Origin of the sequence: Saxibacter everestensis (genome assembly GCF_025787225.1) — a bacterium.
GTDB lineage: Bacteria > Actinomycetota > Actinomycetes > Actinomycetales > Brevibacteriaceae > Saxibacter > Saxibacter everestensis.
Map to the genome: position 1 here is coordinate 3,815,319 of NZ_CP090958.1, position 15,473 is coordinate 3,830,791.

Sequence of the window (15,473 nt, forward strand, 5' to 3'; positions counted from 1 at the left end):
GTAGTCACTGCACTCGTCGTCACCGCCGAAGAGCCCAGACCGGCTTTTCCACAGAATGCGCCAGCCAGGTCCCGTCCGGCGTGAATCTCCCTACGGTTGGGAACAGCAGGCGGCATGGGAGGGCAGCGATGACGGGGACAGAAGAGATCCGACTGATGGCTAGCCGGTGGGACGACTTCGGCGAGGAACTGCGCCGGATTGCGGCCCGCATCGACTCCGGGCGCTCGTTGGACTGGGCGTCGGCGGCGGCAAACGAGTATCGACACCGGCTCGACGGGGTGAGCGGCGCGACTTCGCAGCTGCTTGACGATGTCGCCCGGGTCGCGGAGTCATTACGGCGTCACGCGGATGCGGTGTCCGCGAACCCGATAGCGGCGGTCGGCGCGTAATGCCGGAGCAGACGAGAAGCTACACGATGGACGTCACCCAATTCGCCGAGTTGGTTGCCGGAAATGGGTTACGGTTACCGGCCGCCTTCCGACTCCGCGAACCCGCTCGGCAGGCGGTGAGGCCTCGCCGCTCACGAAATCCGTCAGACCGACTTCGGCAAAGCATGCTGGTGGAGGGACTTCGGCTGCACGATATGGCTGCCCTGAAGCTGTCGGTTCGGGTGCGTCATCCGCAAGCGCTGATCGTCGGAGAGTACGCGGTGCTCGGGCACTGCGCCGCGTCCCTGTCGCGGATAGAACTGCCCGGAAAGCCGGGCGAAAGCCGGAGATACGGCAGCAAAGTCAGGACAAGCGTATTCGGTACCGATCGGATCGGCGCCGAGATCGTTAAACTCGCGGTTGGCGGGGCGTCGACGGCACTGATCGTCATCCCACACCATGACGTTGGCGCCGTGCGTGCCTGGAAGATCGAGGATGGCCGCTGGCAGACAAGAATCGGATCTCCTGCACCAGGATGGCGGGCAACCGACGCCGGTGACGTCGGCCGTTTCTGCCGGGAGGCCCTGCTGCGAATCGCGGGGAGCTCGTGATGGACGGTGTTGATGTCCGCGGTGGTTCGACATCCGTCAAGGCCGCGATACACGATATGGAGGCGTACGGCGCGGAACTTCGCCGGGTCGGCCTGGAACTGGCCGACCTGGGCGTGCGGGCCTCTTCCGACGTGTTGAACCCGAGCCTGCTGCTCAGCCAGACGCTGTCGCCGTTCACGTTCCTCAGTGTCGAGGCCGACGTCATCAAAGCGGCGGCGGGTATCGGGCGGCTCGCGGGAGAACTTGTCCTGCTCGGCACGGCGCTGGGCGGCGCAGCGCACGCCTACCAACTCGCCGATATTGCCGTAGATGAAAGTCTGCGCCGGATCAAGACGTACGTGGCGTACGGATTTGGTGTTGCGACCCGGAACGCGGCGATAGCGGTGGGCGCGGCGGGACTAGGGGCAGCGGCAAGCCCGACCGGGTTGGCTGCGATCGGGCTGGCGGTTCTGGCATACCGCCATGGCGGCCGGGAAGCGTTGGCCCGTTGGCTGTCTGAACATCCCGATGTGAAGGAGGACATCGCTGAAGCCATCGCGGACAATAGCGACGTGGTGGCCGCCATTGTCGGTGGGCTTCCCGGCTACCTCAACGGACTGGCCGGCCTACCAAGCCCGGACACACCCTGGATCAACGAGGAACCACCCTGGCCGGACGATAGCTCATCGGTCGCGGCGCTCATCGCCGCACTCGCCCATTCCGGCGCAGGGATGCTTGGCGAAACGGAGGTCAGCGTCGCGCGCACGTCGAGCCAGGTGCCAGAACCTGCGCGCGGTCCCGGATCCCTGAGCGAGCTGTACGAGCGGGTGCTGGAGCAGAGTGGGCCCAAGCCCGGCCAGGTTCGGATCGAAAAGATTGTCCAGGCGGATGGCTCGTCCGCGTGGATCGTTGAAATTCCGGCGACCCAGGACTGGTCCCCGACACCGGGCGAGTACCCGACCGACCTCACGACGAACGTCAACGGGGTGGCGGGCAACAGCAGTGCGATGATGCGTGTCGTTCAGGAGGCCATCGCTCGCACGCCCGGATTGCGGCCGGGTGATCCGATTCTGCTCGCAGGCTTCAGCCAGGGTGGGATAACCGCGGCGGGCCTCGCGGCGAATGCGGACTTCAGAGCGAAGTACAACGTGCAGGCCGTTTTTACGGTAGGTGCACCGGTGGCGACGATGAAAATCCCGCCAACGATCAAGGTGCTATCGATAGAACACGCGAACGACATCATTCCGGACCTCGAAGGCTCGGACAACCCGGATGGCCCGAACTGGACGACCGTCAGCCGCGATTTCAGCCCGGAATCGATGCAGCGGAGCGAAATGTTCAAAGCGCTCAGCCCTGAGGAGCAGCGGAAGCTGCTTGACGATCCGTTCTTCGCGCACCGCTCAGGGTCGTACGCAGACACAGTGCGCGAAATCGAGCGAATACGGGATCCAGCGGTCCTGGCATGGCTTGCCGCCAATCGGCAATTCTTCTCCGGTGGCCCCTCCAGTAGCACGGACTTCGTCGGCCGCCGGGTGCAGGCGAGGTAGCCGAAAGGTGACATCCCCGGCCTTCGCTCATTCGGCGACGAGAGTCCGGAAGATGCCCTCCCGGCAGATCACGTTCGATTTCCTGATCCGGTGAGGCGGGGCAGCTATGTCCGTCGAGTCACTGCCCAGGCATCCAGACCAAAAGGATAAAGAACTAAAAAACCTAAAGGAGCCTCGTGAAGAACCCGTTCAAACCGACCGCGGGCGCTCGGCCGCCGTTGCTGGTCGGAAGGACAGATGCATTGGACGGCTTCCGCGAAGGACTGGAGGATGGGTCTGAGTCTCCTAGGTTACTGACTATCTTCACCGGCGCGAGGTGCTGGTGAAACTGTGATGATCGCCGCGCCGAGGACATCGCGAAAGGAGTCGGCTGGAACCTAGCCTTCCTTATGTCGGCTACTGGGGTAGCTTCCCTCTTTACAGGGCGAGCAGAAAAAGCGCCGAGGAAGCAGGCTCTGCGTCCGATGGCAGCGGCGCGTGCGGGGGATTGCTGGCAGGACGGAGACGCTCTGTGCAGCACGAGCCAATTTCCTGCAGTACTTCACGGGTTGTATTCGTCGCCTTCTCGACCAGAACCCACGGGTCCATCATGGGCGCGTCGGAACCTAAAGGTGTTCTAGCTCCCCAGTACATGGCCCCGCCCAACGGAGCCGCCAGGGATGTGAATTCCTGCTGATCCTCCCTGGGAAGTACGAACCACCAGGCTCCGCTACCCACTATCGGCTTAGCCGGCGCGTCGTGTATTCGGTTCCGGATCAGCCCGAGCAGCTTGTACAGATCACTCCACATCTCGAGGCGTGACATGTTCAGCTCGGTCCACTGCCGCCGGAGGGCATCGACGAAGACGGGGCGGTGCAGTTTCAACTGGTCATGCTTGAGCAGTTTGCCCTTGACAGTTGTGAGACCGAATTGCTGACCGAGAGCGCTTGCGGCGACGTCAAGTGCTCCGCAGAGTTGCAGGAGCAAGGCCTCGGTCTCGTAGAGAACAACGTCGTGAATCTCATTGCCTTCTCCCTGCAACAACCCGGACAGGGCGCGGTCACGGGCGCGCAGCGCACGGGCGAACCGGCCAATTATGCCATCGACTGGGTTGGCGTAGAGGCGGAGCCCCTGCCAGTCGGCCGCACCACTATTCGGTTCGTCTGAGAGTCGGTGCTTCCAGGCCCAGATCTCTGGAAGTGCTGCCGAGGCACTGATGCGATAGAACCAGTGCGGCGGCAGTATGTCCACACCATCTTTGAATGAGGCATTACCGACGTAACACTCGCCTCTGGAACGAAGAAACAGTGCTAGCAGCAGGGTCGCCTCGGATTCGGTAACGACATGGACGCTGCTGGCGAATTGCTCAGCGGAAGATACTAGACCGGGTGAACGAGTGATGAAAATGTCGGTTTGCCAGGCATTGGCTGCTTCGGTAAGAACAAGCCCTTCCCTCAACTCCTCGGCGTTGACCCCGTACGAGCTTGCCCTCTCGTTCGCGAATCCCTCAAGGATACTTAGCGGCCTAATAGCCAACCACGATTGGGAAAGTGTTAGAGGAATGGCGTCGGACTCTCGGTGCGGTCCGTGAATCTGCACCGTGCAGTACGCCTGATAGCCTACGGTTCCAAGCTCAACGTGGGCGTTTTTCAGAAGCCCGCGAAGGGTGACGTCCAAGCTTTCCTCGGCAATCCGTGGGTCTATAACCACGCGAGCGGGCCGGTGCTCATAGAGGTCGAACAGAGGAGGCTCGCAGGGAGGAGAGTGCTCTCGCGTCTCGAACACCCGTCGGGGAATCCTGTCCTGCGCGTTGTTCATGTTAGGCCCGGCAGGCTCTGCGCTAGATCAGGTGCTGCCCCCGGCAGCGACCTAGTCCACGGATATACCCAGAGGCCCCGGCGCATCTCTGTTATTGTACTCGCGACACCCGGCGATCCCCTTGTTATAGGCGGCTTGATCGCCTCCGAGTTTGATGCGAGGAATCAGTTGGCTGGAGCTGTTCGAGCCACGCTGCCGCGAGTTAACTGCCACCTCATTCGATTTCCTGGGACTCATGCTTGCGAGAGAACATCGGGCAGCACTATCCCATGATGAACATGTCGAAGGGCGGCAAAGAGCAAATCTGGTGGAGTACCGCGCGTGTGTAAAAGGCCAGGAGCTTGCCGGGCTCGGGTGGAGCGACTCCAGGGCTTGGGCGATCCAGGCTTCCAGTCGTGGAGTTACGGCGTGGCCGATTGGGAGCACTCAGGCGTCGATCAGCAGGTTCCGCAAATAGGTGAGTCCCTTGTCGAAGTTACATGAACGTCGTCTCGTCGAGCGGGGTGTCGGTGCGGACGATCGACTGGAGCAGTGCGATGTGAGGGTCGCGGTGCAACACTTGATGATCTGCGCGGGGCACGGCTTGGCGAGCAGGTAGGAGCGCAGTGCCGCCATTGGTTCGGAGAGTTGCCTGTCGGGGCCAGCGAGCAGGTCGCGGCAACGGTCGTCGAGCTGCGGGCCGACCACGGCGACATCCCCGGCCTTAAGGGCAATTGGATGAAGAGACTAAAAATACCTAAAGGAGCCTCGCGAAAACCATTCAAACCGACCGTGGATGCTCGGCCTCTGATCAGAGCTAACTCATTCAGTCCGAAGCAGATCCGCGAACCGATCCAGGTCGACGTTTCCACCCGAGACAATGACGCCGACGCGCTTGCCCCGGACATCGATCGTCTTCTGCATCAGTGCTGCCGGGGCGAGGCAACCGGTCGGTTCGACCACAAGTTTCATCCGGGAGGCGAAGAACCTCATCATCTTGACCAGCGCATCGTCATCGACGGTCAGCACATCGTCGACGAGCTCCCGGATCACGGTGAACGTCAGCGCACCCAGGCTCGTGGTCTGGGCGCCGTCGGCGAGCGTCTTCGGCGTTGGAATCTCGACGATCGAACCCTGGCGAAAGCTCTGCTGACCATCGTTTCCGGCCGCCGGTTCCACGCCCAGAATCGAAGCGTTCGGCATTACGCCGTTCACGGCGATGGCGGTGCCGCTCAACAAACCGCCGCCGCCAAGCGGGGCCACTACGACGTCGAGTGGGCCGGTCTCCTCAAGCATCTCAAGTGCCGCGGTGCCCTGGCCGGCGACGATATCGGGATGGTCGTACGGCGGGATGAGCGTGTAGCCGTGCCGGGCAACCAGGTCGGAGCCGAGGTCATTGCGAGACTCGGCGTACCGGTCGTAAAGCACAATCTCAGCGCCATAACCTCTTGTCGCCTCGAGTTTGCTGGCCGGGGCGTCGCGCGGCATCACGATCACCGCCTTGATACCGAGCAACTTGGCCGAACGAGCGATCGCCTGCGCGTGGTTACCCGATGAAAATGTGACGACTCCCGCCGCCTTCTGTTCCTCAGTGAACCGCGACAAGGCGTTGTAAGCGCCGCGGAACTTGAAGGCACCGACCTGCTGCAGATTCTCCAGTTTGAAGAACACTTCGGCGTCAACGAGATCGTTGAAAGTTCGCGAGGTGACGACCGGAGTTCTATGCGCGACCGGAGCAATCCGGGCTTGAGCCGAACGTAGGTCGTCCAGTGTCACCGGCAGCGTCATCGCACTCCCGCCGGAAGCGATCTCTCGGCGTTCACCGCTTGTTCTCTGCCTTTTCGCGGCCACCTGTGAGCAGAGACCCGAAGAAACTCACGATGCTGACAATCAGCGCGGCAAGAATTGCGTCCCAGAAGAACTTGTCGATCGTCACGGTGATCGGCGTGATACCGGAAATCCATTCCACCAGCTTGAGCATCAGGGCGTTGACGATGAAGGTGAACAGCCCGAGCGTCAAGATGTAGGCCGGCAAGGCGATGAGCTTGACGATCGGTTTCACGATGGCGTTCACGAGACCGAAGATCAGACCCACGATGAGGTAGGTCAGGATCGAGTTCATCGTTCCGTCGGCGTTGGCCGTGCTCAAAATGGAGCCGGAAATGGAGAAGCCGTCAATCAGTAGGTCCGCTACCCACAGAGCGAGTGCGCTGATCAAAACCTGAAGAATAAACCGCATACGCCATCCTTGCACGAGCCGCGAGACGGTAGCCACTTCGTCGACGGCGGTGACCATTAGCCTGTATTTCCCACGTTCGCACTGACGAAGAGAGGTCCGCACCGCCAATCACGATGCTCGGAAGTTGGCCACGTATCGCCGCTGCCAGGGCGTTTCGACGGCTCGGGGGTTGTAGTGCTCGCGGACGAACGCAACGGCCTCCCGCGCCGGAACGCCGTCGAGTACCGCGATGCACGCCAGCGCGGTGCCGGTTCTTCCTCGTCCCCCCGCACAGGCGATCTCCACCCGTTCGGTCGTGGCACGCTGCCACGCCTCCCGAAACGCTTCTCGTGCGTCATCGCGATCGGCGGGCAGCCGGAAGTCGGGCCAGCGCACCCATCGGTCGTCCCATGGGATCGGTGCGGGCTCCGTCCCCAAGAGGTAGAGGCCGAAGTCGGGAGCGGGACCATCCGGAATCGACCCGCGCAGCCCACGGCCGCGCAGCAATCGGCCGGAGGGCAGGCGCAGGGCGCCCGGGCAATCGGCGTCCCACTCGTTACTCATGACCTCAAGGTAGCGCGCCGCGGTATGTCCGACCGCGCTAACGACAGTGGCGCACTCGGTCCCTACGGCGAAACTCGGTCATCCAAGCATTTGTTGGACAGGGACAAGCAGCCGATGAAACGCTGGCGATCGGGGCAACCGCAGTCGGCGACGATGCCAACTACGGTGAAGACATGACTCAACTTCTCGTCGCCCATCAGCGGCAGACGGTGCCAGGATTATGGCGTGACGGTGGTGTTAGCTACCGTAGTAATTACGTTGTGACGCCACTCACAACGACGCCGATAGCGGATCACCTTTCTGCGAATCGGCGTTATCAGCAGCGATTGGTGCATCGGGCAATCCTCGAAAGCCAATTCTGGACAAAGGAGTCACAATGAGTGCTGTCCCGCAGCAGGAGCCAGCGCGGCATGCGCTTAGCGCCGAAAGCATCGAGCACCCGATGGTGCAAATGATCACGGCCGACGGCGAACGCGTCGAGAACGCGGAATACGACAAGCTGGTCGCCGACCTCACCGATGAAGACCTACGCGGCTTCTACCGCGATATGGTCCTGGTGCGGCGCGTCGATAATGAAGGAACTGCGCTGCAGCGCCAGGGACAACTGGGCCTCTGGGCGCCGGTCCTCGGCCAGGAAGCCACCCAGATCGGCACCGGGCGCGCCACGCATCCCAACGATTACATCTTTCCTACCTACCGCGAACACGGGGTCGCCTTCACCCGTGGCGTTCCACCGGAGACCCTGCTCGGCATGTTCCGCGGCGTCAGCCACGGCGGCTGGGATCCGACAGAGAACAACTTCCACACCTACACCATCGTGATCGGCTCGCAGACGCTGCACGCGGTTGGCTATGCGATGGGAGTGCAACGAGACGGCAACGTCGGAACCGGCGATCCTGATCGCGACACAGCCGTGATGGCATTTTTCGGTGACGGCGCCAGCTCGCAGGGGGACGTGAATGAGGCGCTTGTGTTCTCCGCGTCGTACAACGCCCCGGTGCTCTTCATCTGTCAGAACAATCAGTGGGCGATCTCCGAGCCGTCGACCCGTCAGACCCGCATCCCGTTGTACAGGCGCGGCGAAGGGTTCGGCATTCCCGGCGTTCGCGTCGACGGCAACGATGTCCTGGCGATGTATGCCGTGACGAAGGCATCGCTCGACCATGTGCGATCGGGCGCGGGACCTCTGCTGATCGAAGCCTTCACCTACCGGATGGGTGCGCATACCACCGCCGACGATCCGACCAAGTACCGCTCGTCTGCCGAGGTTGATGCCTGGAGCAGGCGTGACCCGATCGATCGATTCCGCAAGTACCTGGTGAACAACGGCACGGCTGATGAAGCGTTCCTCACCAGCGTTGACGACGAAGCCGACCAGCTGGCAGCGCGGGTTCGTGCGGCGTGTATCGGCATGCCGGACCCCGATCCGAGCACGATGTTCGACCACGCCTATGCGAATCCACATCCACTGGTGGACGAAGAGCGGGCCTGGCTCGCCGAATACAACGCGTCCTTCACGGACGCCAGTGTTGCAGGGGGCGAGTAGTGATGGAAAAGCTTCCAATTGCGAAGGCGATCAACGCGGGTCTGCGAAAGGCCCTCGAAGACGACCCGAAAGTTCTGCTGATGGGTGAGGACATCGGCCCCTTGGGCGGAGTCTTCCGGGTCACGGAGGGCCTGCAGAAGGACTTCGGCGAGGATCGCGTTATCGACACCCCATTGGCGGAGTCCGGCATCGTTGGAACCGCCATCGGACTCGCCGTCCGCGGTTACCGGCCGGTGGTGGAAATCCAGTTCGACGCCTTCATCTTCCCGGCCTACGACCAGATCGTCACCCAGCTGGCCAAGCTGCACAATCGCACCGCCGGCACCGTGAAGACGCCGGTCGTGATCCGGGTTCCTTACGGGGGCGGTATCGGTTCACCGGAGCATCACTCCGAGTCGCCGGAAGCGCTGTTCGCGCACGTTGCCGGGCTGCGCCTGATCTCGCCATCGAATTCAAACGACGCCTACTGGATGATCCAGCAGGCCATCCAGGATGACGATCCGGTGATGATCTTCGAGCCGAAGCGACGTTACTGGCAGAAGGGCGAGGTCGATTTTCAGAACTCGCCGGGCGATAAGCATCGGGCGCACATCGTCCGCCCTGGAACCGACCTCACCCTGGCGGCTTACGGCCCGTTGGTAACGACAGCGCTCAGTGCCGCAGAGGCCGCACAAGAAGAGGGAAAGAATATCGAGGTGATCGACCTGCGGTCGCTGTCACCGATCGACTTCGAGACCCTTGCCGAATCGGTGAATCGCACCGGTCACCTGGTGATCGCGCACGAAGCTCCGACATTTGTCGGACTCGGCGCGGAGATCGCCGCCAGGATTACCGAGCGGTGCTTTTTCAGCCTTGAGGCGCCGGTGCTCCGGGTCGGCGGCTTCCATCTGCCGTATCCGCCGTCGCGACTGGAAGAGCATTACCTGCCGGACCTGGACAGGATGCTCGACGCAGTTGACCGGTCGTTGGCGTACTAAGCGAAGGTGGATGTAATCGTGCAAGAAATCTTTAACCTGCCCGACGTAGGCGAAGGGCTCACCGAGGCCGAGATCGTCTCGTGGAAGGTCAAGCCGGGTGACACCGTGACGGTCAACCAGATTCTGGTGGAGATCGAGACGGCGAAGTCGCTCGTTGAACTGCCGTCACCCCATGCGGGAAAGATTGGCGAACTGCTGGCGCCGGAGGGTGAAACCGTCGAGGTCGGTGCCCCGATCATCTCGTTCGCGGGCACCGATTCGGTCGCTGATGGCGCCACTACGCCCGGAGACGGAGCAGCCGCAGCGGCAGCCCCCGCCGGCGACCGGGGCACTACAGCCGAGAACTCCGGCAAAACAGCAGGCCAGGCCGGCAAGCACGGTGAGGATGACGACGGCTCCGGTGCCACCTTGGTGGGCTACGGTTCGCGTCCGGCCAGCTCGGCACGGCGCGCCCGGCACCAGCCATCTGCGGCAGCCTCGACGCCGGCCGTTCCCGTGCCCGAACCGCCGACCGCTCCAGCGCCGACCGCTACAGCGCCGGAGCCGACTGCCGCAATCGTGCCGGAACCGACGCCATCGGCCGAACACACGGTCACGGACATTTCGGCTGCCCGCGTGCTGGCGAAACCGCCGGTGCGCAAACTGGCCAGGGATAAGGGGCTGGACCTCGCCTCGATTACTCCGACCGGCCCCCGCGGCGAGGTGACCCGCGACGATGTACTCGGCGCCGCCGCTGGCGCGCAGACCTCGGAAGCAGTTCCGACGGGGTCCGGGTCAGCAGGACCGGCAGCGGAGGCCGGGGCTGGAGCCCTCGGCATCGGGCTGGCAGCCGCGGCAGGTGAGCGGGAAACCCGGATCCCGGTCAAGAGTGTGCGCAAGATGACTGCGCAGGCAATGGTGCGCTCGGCGTTCACCGCTCCGCACGTCAGCCTGTTCCTCGACGTGGACGCGACCCGCACGATGGACTTCGTCCGCAAACTCAAGACATCGAAGGCGCTGGGGGAGGTCCGCGTTTCGCCATTGCTGCTGGTTGCCAAGGCAGTTATCTGGGCAGTCGGCCGCAACCCGATGGTGAACTCGACGTTCGCCGACGATGAGATCACCGTGAAGAACTACGTGAACCTGGGAATCGCCGCGGCGACTCCACGGGGACTGATCGTGCCGAATATCAAGGATGCCGACCGGCTGAGCCTTGGTGGCTTGGCGCAGGGCATCAGCGACCTGACCGAACTGGCACGTTCCGGTAAGACTCCGCCTGCCGACCAGGCAGGCGGAACGATCACGATAACGAACGTCGGCGTTTTCGGCGTCGACACCGGTACGCCGATCATCAACCCCGGCGAGTCGGCCATCGTCGCTTTCGGCTCCATTCGCAAGAAGCCCTGGGTGGTGGACGGCGAGGTCGTTGCCCGTGACGTGACCACGCTCGGAATTTCCGCGGACCACAGGGTGATCGATGGCGACGTCGCGAGCCGCTTCGTTGCGGACATCGGTGCCGCCCTGGAAGAGCCAGCAATCCTGCTGACCGGCGGCTGAGCAGTCACGCGGGCCTTGCCCGCTCGCCCGTCCTTTAGTGGGCGGGCGGGAACGCGTGCCTTAATCGGCACTCGGCACGCGACTGAGTTCGCACGCGGGTACGCGGACCAGTAATACCGATCGCACACGCCTGCTTTTCCTGGTCGAGTTCCTCCGGGGGCGATGAACGGGAAGCTCCGCCGGGCCGCACCAGAGGCTAATTGACCATGGAGGCCGGGCTGCACCAAGATGAAGGGCGACATGAAAGGGACGTGATGGCAAAAGTGGAAGCTCGGCAGCGGCACTCGCCGCAGCGTGAGGCGGTTCGCGAGGTGCTTGGCGCCCGGTCGGGCTTCGTGAGCGCCCAGGACCTTTATGGCGAGCTCCGCAATGCCGGCTCGTCGATCGGGCTCGCCACCGTCTACCGCCACGTCCAGGCGATGCTCGAAAGCGGCGAACTCGACGTGCTGCATACCCGTGAGGGCGAGGCGCTCTACCGTCAGTGCAGCACGAGGCATCACCATCACCTGATTTGCCGCAACTGCGGCAAGGCTGTCGAGATCACGGCGCCCGAGATCGAAGCGTGGGCGGAAAAAACGGCTGCCGAGCACGGGTTCACCGAAATCGACCACTCTGTGGAGATTTACGGTCTGTGCCGCAACTGCTCGTGAATCAGACTCCGTGCCGGCGGGCTTAGCCGCCTACCGGCGAGATCATCGAGCGTGCCGCCGGGCGAGGGTCACGCGGCCTTGGGGTGGGCGACCCGCACTGCCTCGTGCAGGAGTTCGATCGTGCGATTAACGGCGCTGCTCGAGCGAGAACGGTCTTTCACCAGCGCGACGATCTCGCGAACAGGTGGATCGACCAGCGGAATGACGGTTACCGTGCTGGGCACCGATGACAGCGCGAGCTGCGGCATCACAGTGATCCCGAGGCCCGCTCCGACGAAGGCCACGGCCGTCGGGTAATCACGGGTCTGCACGCTGAAGCGCGGGTGAAAGCCTGACTGCGCGCAGGCCGTCATCACGACTTCCCGGCAGGCCGCCGTCGGATACTCGTTGTCCACCCAGGGCTCGTCGGCAAGGTCGACCAGGGTCAATGGCCCCTCCCGCTTGGCCAGTGGATGCCCGGCCGGCACGACAACGTGGTAAGGGTCGCGGTGCAGCGGCACCTGGCTGAAGCCCGGCGGCGGCGCTCCGAATGCGCTCGTCACGATCAGCTGGACGTCAGGCCGGGCGGTGGACTCGGCGACGGCGAGCGGGACGTCGATCAACTCCAGGTCCACGTGCAGGTCCGGAAACTCCTGCTGCAGCCGCGCAACCGTGGTCGGAACGAGGACGGTGCCCGCCGAGGCAAAGAAGGCGAGCGACAGCGTTCCGGTCTGGCCGTCGCGCAGTCGCCTGGCCAGGGCGTCGAGTTCGGCCATTTGCTCGAGTACCGGGGCGGCGGCCTCGGCCAGCTCGATTCCGCTCGCCGTGGGCTGGATCCCGCGGCCCACCCGCTCGACGAGCGTCAACCCGGTTTCGCGCTGTAGCAAGGTGATCTGCTGGGAGATCGCCGATGGAGTGAAACCGAGCTTCTTCGATGCGGCCTGGATCGATCCGGTCCCGACGACGGAACGAAGCACGCGGAGGCGATGAATGTCCAACATAGCTTCAGTCTAGCGACAATTCAGTATTTCTAAAGAGAAGTACAGAAAACATCGCTTGTGCTAACTGTTTGCCGCTCGCAGGCTGGATCCATGAAGACAAATTTCCGTTCCCTTCTGCGCCTGTTCAGCCTCGCCCTGCTCTGGGGGTCGAGCTTCATGTGGATCAAACTCGGCCTGCGGGAGTTTTCGCCAACACAGCTCGCAATGATCCGGATTCTGCTGGGCTCGCTGGTTCTGATCCCGGTCTGCTTTGCCCTGAAGCAAAAGTTTCCGACCTCCCCACGGATCTGGCTGCATCTGCTGGTCGTCGGCGTGCTCGGTGCGGCGGCGCCGTTCGCGCTGTTCGCCTACGGTGAGCAAACCGTCGACTCCTCGGTTGCAGGGGTTATGAATGCGACCACTCCATTGTGGGCGCTGGTGATCGGGCTGCTGATTGGCACCGACCGGCCAAATGCGCGCTGGCGGATTGTCGGTCTCGTTCTCGGTTTCTTTGGCGTCTGCCTGGTGCTCGCGCCGTGGAAGCATGCATCTGCCGACCTGGCAGGAACTATCGCCTGCCTTGTCGCGGCTGCCTGCTATGCGGTGAACTTTGCCTACATCGTGCGCTTCGTTTCGCCAGCAGGGCTGTCCCCGTTCGTGCTTTCAGCGATCCAGCTCGGCCTCGGCGGCAGCGTCCTTGCCCTGACGCTGCCGCTTGGCGGCCTGCAGTGGGCAGCGCCTGACCCGATCGCGATTGGTGCCGTGACCTTTTTGGGGATCGCGGGAACCGGGGTCGCGTTCGTGATCAACAACAAGGTGATCTACGAGGAGGGGGCAACCGCCGCGGCAATGGTCGGGTACCTGTTGCCCGTTGTAGCGGTCATCCTCGGCGCGGTGGTGCTGAAAGAGCCGATCACCTTGGACATTCTGGTCGGAATGCTCCTCGTGCTCGTCGGCGTGTTCATCAGCCGCTGGGCGGCCAGGCGTGGGGAGCCGCAAGAGCGAATTGCCGGCCCGGAGCGGAATGAACAGCTGACCGAAGCGTGAGTGGAGGCGAAGTCACCGGCAGTGACACCAATCCGACACGCCCGACATTCTGGAGCCCATCGGCGTGTCGATTGTGAAACAGGACACATATTCGTGGGCTGCACCGCTGAGATTTCCGGCTCTCGCGGGACTGCTGAGGAGGCGAACTCCGCCGCCCTGACCGTCGCTGCGATAGGTAAGGACTGCGGGTGCCGGGTGGGTACGGGGTATCGTAAGAGGCGAGAAAAACCGCTAGAACATGCGGGATGTGGCGGTTCGGTTTGCGCTGCGGTCCGAGCAGTACCTACTATTAACTAGTTCTTTGAACGCTGTGCGCCGCACTCGAAGCTCTTTAACTTATCTCACGGGTTGTAGCCGAGGCGCACAAGCGAAAAGCACTGGTTTTCGCACCTCTTTAGTGTGCGCAAAAACCTCGGTGTGCAAGATGTCCGTAGATGTCCGGCCCGTGAGATCCTAATCCGATCCATTGGTTTGTATGTCGAAAACTAACTGGAGGAGAGTCATGGCAGCCCACTGCCAAGTGACCGGAGCCGAACCTGGCTTTGGCCACAATGTTTCGCACTCGAACCGCCGCACAAAGCGTCGCTTCGATCCGAACATTCAGAAGAAGCGTTACTGGGTTCCGTCGTTGCGCCGCAACGTCACCCTTACTGTCAGCGCCAGAGGCATCAAGGTAATTGATGTCCGTGGTATCGACTCTGTCGCCGCAGAACTTATCGCACGCGGGGTGAAGCTCTAATGGCAAAGGCACAGGACGTACGTCCAATCATCAAGCTGAAGTCGACGGCCGGAACGGGTTTCACCTACGTGACTCGCAAGAACCGCCGGAACGACCCGGATCGCCTGGTCCTGAAGAAGTACGACCCGAAGGTTCGCAAGCACGTCGATTTTCGCGAGGAGCGGTAAACACACATGGCTAAGAAGTCAAAGATCGCCCGCGACAAGCAGCGTCGCGTCATCGTTGAGCGTTACGCCGAGAAGCGTCTCGAGCTCAAGCGCGCCCTGGTAAACCCGGAGAGCAGCGACGAAGAACGCGAGGCCGCACGCCTCGGTTTGCAGAAGCTTCCCCGCGATGCTTCACCTGCCCGACTGCGAAATCGCGACCAAGTTGACGGTCGTCCGCGTGGCACCTTGCGCAAGTTCGGTCTTTCCCGGGTACGATTCCGCGAGATGGCGCATAAAGGCGAGCTTCCTGGAATTACCAAGTCAAGCTGGTAAGTTCGGCACTGGCGCACAATCGATACGAACGTCCTAAAGGAGGACTAGTTACATGGCTAAGAACCGTAGTGAACTCGTTTCAGAGGTAGCTGAAAAGGCTGGCGTAACCCAGAAGCAGGTCTCTGACGTGCTTGACGGCGTTTTCGAAGTTTTCTCGGATGTCGTTTCCAAGGGTGACAAGCTCACCGTCCCAGGTTGGCTCTCCGTAGAGCGCACCGAGCGTAGCGCTCGCAAGGGCCGTAACCCGCAGACCGGTGAAGAGATCGAGATCAAGGCCGGTTATTCGGTCAAGGTTTCAGCCGGCTCGAAGCTCAAGGCTGCTGCTGGCACCCCTAAGGGCAAGTAAGAGCGTTCTAAGGAAAGGGCGGTCACTCGTAGCGAGTGACCGCCCTTTCTGGTGTCCGGGGAACCATGATGTCGCTGGCACCGGACGGGACCGCTTTCGACTGGGCGTAGAAGAAGATTTAGGCTGTAACT

General features: G+C 62.5%; 17 protein-coding genes. 12 read left to right on the top strand and 5 right to left on the bottom strand.

Features of this window, described 5'->3' with window-relative positions; all coding sequences use genetic code 11:
* The first annotated feature begins 128 nt into the window (after positions 1-128).
* From LWF01_RS18015 to LWF01_RS18025, 3 genes are all read left to right on the top strand, one after another.
* On the top strand, positions 129-389 hold the full coding sequence (locus LWF01_RS18015) for a hypothetical protein (RefSeq protein WP_349638751.1): 261 nt from the start codon (positions 129-131) through the stop codon (positions 387-389).
* 194 nt (positions 390-583) lie between these two features.
* Positions 584-979: a hypothetical protein gene (locus LWF01_RS18020; protein ID WP_349638752.1), complete on the top strand. Its 396-nt coding sequence runs from the start codon at positions 584-586 to the stop codon at positions 977-979.
* The gene (locus LWF01_RS18025) at positions 979-2,505 is read left to right on the top strand and encodes an alpha/beta hydrolase (RefSeq protein ID WP_349638753.1); all 1,527 of its coding nucleotides are present in this window, start codon (positions 979-981) and stop codon (positions 2,503-2,505) included. Before LWF01_RS18020 ends, LWF01_RS18025 begins: the two co-directional genes overlap by 1 nt.
* A 417-nt stretch (positions 2,506-2,922) precedes the next feature.
* Here LWF01_RS18025 and LWF01_RS18030 read toward each other — a convergent pair whose 3' ends face one another.
* The 4 genes from LWF01_RS18030 to LWF01_RS18045 form a co-directional block, all read right to left on the bottom strand.
* Positions 2,923-3,735, bottom strand: a complete 813-nt coding sequence (locus LWF01_RS18030; protein WP_349638754.1) for a hypothetical protein — start codon at positions 3,733-3,735, stop codon at positions 2,923-2,925.
* A gap of 1,368 nt (positions 3,736-5,103) precedes the next feature.
* Positions 5,104-6,069, bottom strand: coding sequence for a threo-3-hydroxy-L-aspartate ammonia-lyase (locus LWF01_RS18035; RefSeq protein WP_349638755.1), 966 nt, complete (start codon positions 6,067-6,069; stop codon positions 5,104-5,106).
* Positions 6,070-6,100: 31 nt separating this feature from the next.
* Positions 6,101-6,520 carry a phage holin family protein gene (locus LWF01_RS18040; protein WP_349638756.1) on the bottom strand — a complete coding sequence of 140 codons (420 nt, stop codon included), beginning with the start codon at positions 6,518-6,520 and terminating at the stop codon, positions 6,101-6,103.
* A gap of 108 nt (positions 6,521-6,628) precedes the next feature.
* On the bottom strand, positions 6,629-7,063 hold the full coding sequence (locus LWF01_RS18045; RefSeq protein ID WP_349638757.1) for a protein-tyrosine phosphatase family protein: 435 nt from the start codon (positions 7,061-7,063) through the stop codon (positions 6,629-6,631).
* Positions 7,064-7,505: 442 nt separating this feature from the next.
* Between LWF01_RS18045 and pdhA the strand changes: the two genes are divergently transcribed.
* The 4 genes from pdhA to LWF01_RS18065 all read left to right on the top strand — a co-directional run bounded on the left by pdhA (position 7,506) and on the right by LWF01_RS18065 (position 11,772).
* A complete protein-coding gene (gene pdhA / locus LWF01_RS18050) occupies positions 7,506-8,609 on the top strand; it encodes a pyruvate dehydrogenase (acetyl-transferring) E1 component subunit alpha (RefSeq protein WP_349640955.1) in 1,104 nt (367 codons plus the stop codon).
* Between the two features lie 2 nt (positions 8,610-8,611).
* Positions 8,612-9,586 carry an alpha-ketoacid dehydrogenase subunit beta gene (locus LWF01_RS18055; RefSeq protein ID WP_349638758.1) on the top strand — a complete coding sequence of 325 codons (975 nt, stop codon included), beginning with the start codon at positions 8,612-8,614 and terminating at the stop codon, positions 9,584-9,586.
* 15 nt (positions 9,587-9,601) lie between these two features.
* Positions 9,602-11,122, top strand: coding sequence for a dihydrolipoamide acetyltransferase family protein (locus LWF01_RS18060; protein ID WP_432762032.1), 1,521 nt, complete (start codon positions 9,602-9,604; stop codon positions 11,120-11,122).
* 206 nt (positions 11,123-11,328) lie between these two features.
* Positions 11,329-11,772, top strand: coding sequence for a Fur family transcriptional regulator (locus LWF01_RS18065; protein WP_349638760.1), 444 nt, complete (start codon positions 11,329-11,331; stop codon positions 11,770-11,772).
* Between the two features lie 68 nt (positions 11,773-11,840).
* Here LWF01_RS18065 and LWF01_RS18070 read toward each other — a convergent pair whose 3' ends face one another.
* Positions 11,841-12,752: a LysR family transcriptional regulator gene (locus tag LWF01_RS18070; protein WP_349638761.1), complete on the bottom strand. Its 912-nt coding sequence runs from the start codon at positions 12,750-12,752 to the stop codon at positions 11,841-11,843.
* Positions 12,753-12,842: 90 nt separating this feature from the next.
* Here LWF01_RS18070 and LWF01_RS18075 point away from each other — a divergent pair, with 90 nt between their 5' ends.
* The 5 genes from LWF01_RS18075 (at position 12,843) to LWF01_RS18095 (ending at position 15,342) form a co-directional block, all read left to right on the top strand.
* Positions 12,843-13,778: a DMT family transporter gene (locus tag LWF01_RS18075; RefSeq protein WP_349638762.1), complete on the top strand. Its 936-nt coding sequence runs from the start codon at positions 12,843-12,845 to the stop codon at positions 13,776-13,778.
* A gap of 502 nt (positions 13,779-14,280) precedes the next feature.
* Positions 14,281-14,517 (top strand): 50S ribosomal protein L28, encoded by a 237-nt coding sequence (gene rpmB / locus LWF01_RS18080; RefSeq protein ID WP_349638763.1) that lies wholly within the window; start codon positions 14,281-14,283, stop codon positions 14,515-14,517.
* Entirely contained in the window at positions 14,517-14,684 is a 168-nt protein-coding gene (gene rpmG, locus LWF01_RS18085) for a 50S ribosomal protein L33 (RefSeq protein ID WP_349638764.1), read from the top strand. Before rpmB ends, rpmG begins: the two co-directional genes overlap by 1 nt.
* A 6-nt stretch (positions 14,685-14,690) precedes the next feature.
* Positions 14,691-14,996 carry a 30S ribosomal protein S14 gene (gene rpsN / locus LWF01_RS18090; protein ID WP_349638765.1) on the top strand — a complete coding sequence of 102 codons (306 nt, stop codon included), beginning with the start codon at positions 14,691-14,693 and terminating at the stop codon, positions 14,994-14,996.
* 52 nt (positions 14,997-15,048) lie between these two features.
* Positions 15,049-15,342 (top strand): HU family DNA-binding protein, encoded by a 294-nt coding sequence (locus LWF01_RS18095; RefSeq protein WP_349638766.1) that lies wholly within the window; start codon positions 15,049-15,051, stop codon positions 15,340-15,342.
* Positions 15,343-15,473 lie beyond the last annotated feature (131 nt).

Coding starts and splice junctions, on each gene's coding strand:
- LWF01_RS18015 (WP_349638751.1), top strand. CDS start 129: ATGACGGGGACAGAAGAGATCCGACTGATGGCTAGCCGGTGGGACGAC.
- LWF01_RS18020 (WP_349638752.1), top strand. CDS start 584: ATGGCTGCCCTGAAGCTGTCGGTTCGGGTGCGTCATCCGCAAGCGCTG.
- LWF01_RS18025 (WP_349638753.1), top strand. CDS start 979: ATGGACGGTGTTGATGTCCGCGGTGGTTCGACATCCGTCAAGGCCGCG.
- LWF01_RS18035 (WP_349638755.1), bottom strand. CDS start 6,069: ATGACGCTGCCGGTGACACTGGACGACCTACGTTCGGCTCAAGCCCGG.
- LWF01_RS18040 (WP_349638756.1), bottom strand. CDS start 6,520: ATGCGGTTTATTCTTCAGGTTTTGATCAGCGCACTCGCTCTGTGGGTA.
- LWF01_RS18045 (WP_349638757.1), bottom strand. CDS start 7,063: ATGAGTAACGAGTGGGACGCCGATTGCCCGGGCGCCCTGCGCCTGCCC.
- pdhA (WP_349640955.1), top strand. CDS start 7,506: ATGGTGCAAATGATCACGGCCGACGGCGAACGCGTCGAGAACGCGGAA.
- LWF01_RS18055 (WP_349638758.1), top strand. CDS start 8,612: ATGGAAAAGCTTCCAATTGCGAAGGCGATCAACGCGGGTCTGCGAAAG.
- LWF01_RS18065 (WP_349638760.1), top strand. CDS start 11,329: ATGGAGGCCGGGCTGCACCAAGATGAAGGGCGACATGAAAGGGACGTG.
- LWF01_RS18070 (WP_349638761.1), bottom strand. CDS start 12,752: ATGTTGGACATTCATCGCCTCCGCGTGCTTCGTTCCGTCGTCGGGACC.
- LWF01_RS18075 (WP_349638762.1), top strand. CDS start 12,843: ATGAAGACAAATTTCCGTTCCCTTCTGCGCCTGTTCAGCCTCGCCCTG.
- rpmB (WP_349638763.1), top strand. CDS start 14,281: ATGGCAGCCCACTGCCAAGTGACCGGAGCCGAACCTGGCTTTGGCCAC.
- rpmG (WP_349638764.1), top strand. CDS start 14,517: ATGGCAAAGGCACAGGACGTACGTCCAATCATCAAGCTGAAGTCGACG.
- rpsN (WP_349638765.1), top strand. CDS start 14,691: ATGGCTAAGAAGTCAAAGATCGCCCGCGACAAGCAGCGTCGCGTCATC.
- LWF01_RS18095 (WP_349638766.1), top strand. CDS start 15,049: ATGGCTAAGAACCGTAGTGAACTCGTTTCAGAGGTAGCTGAAAAGGCT.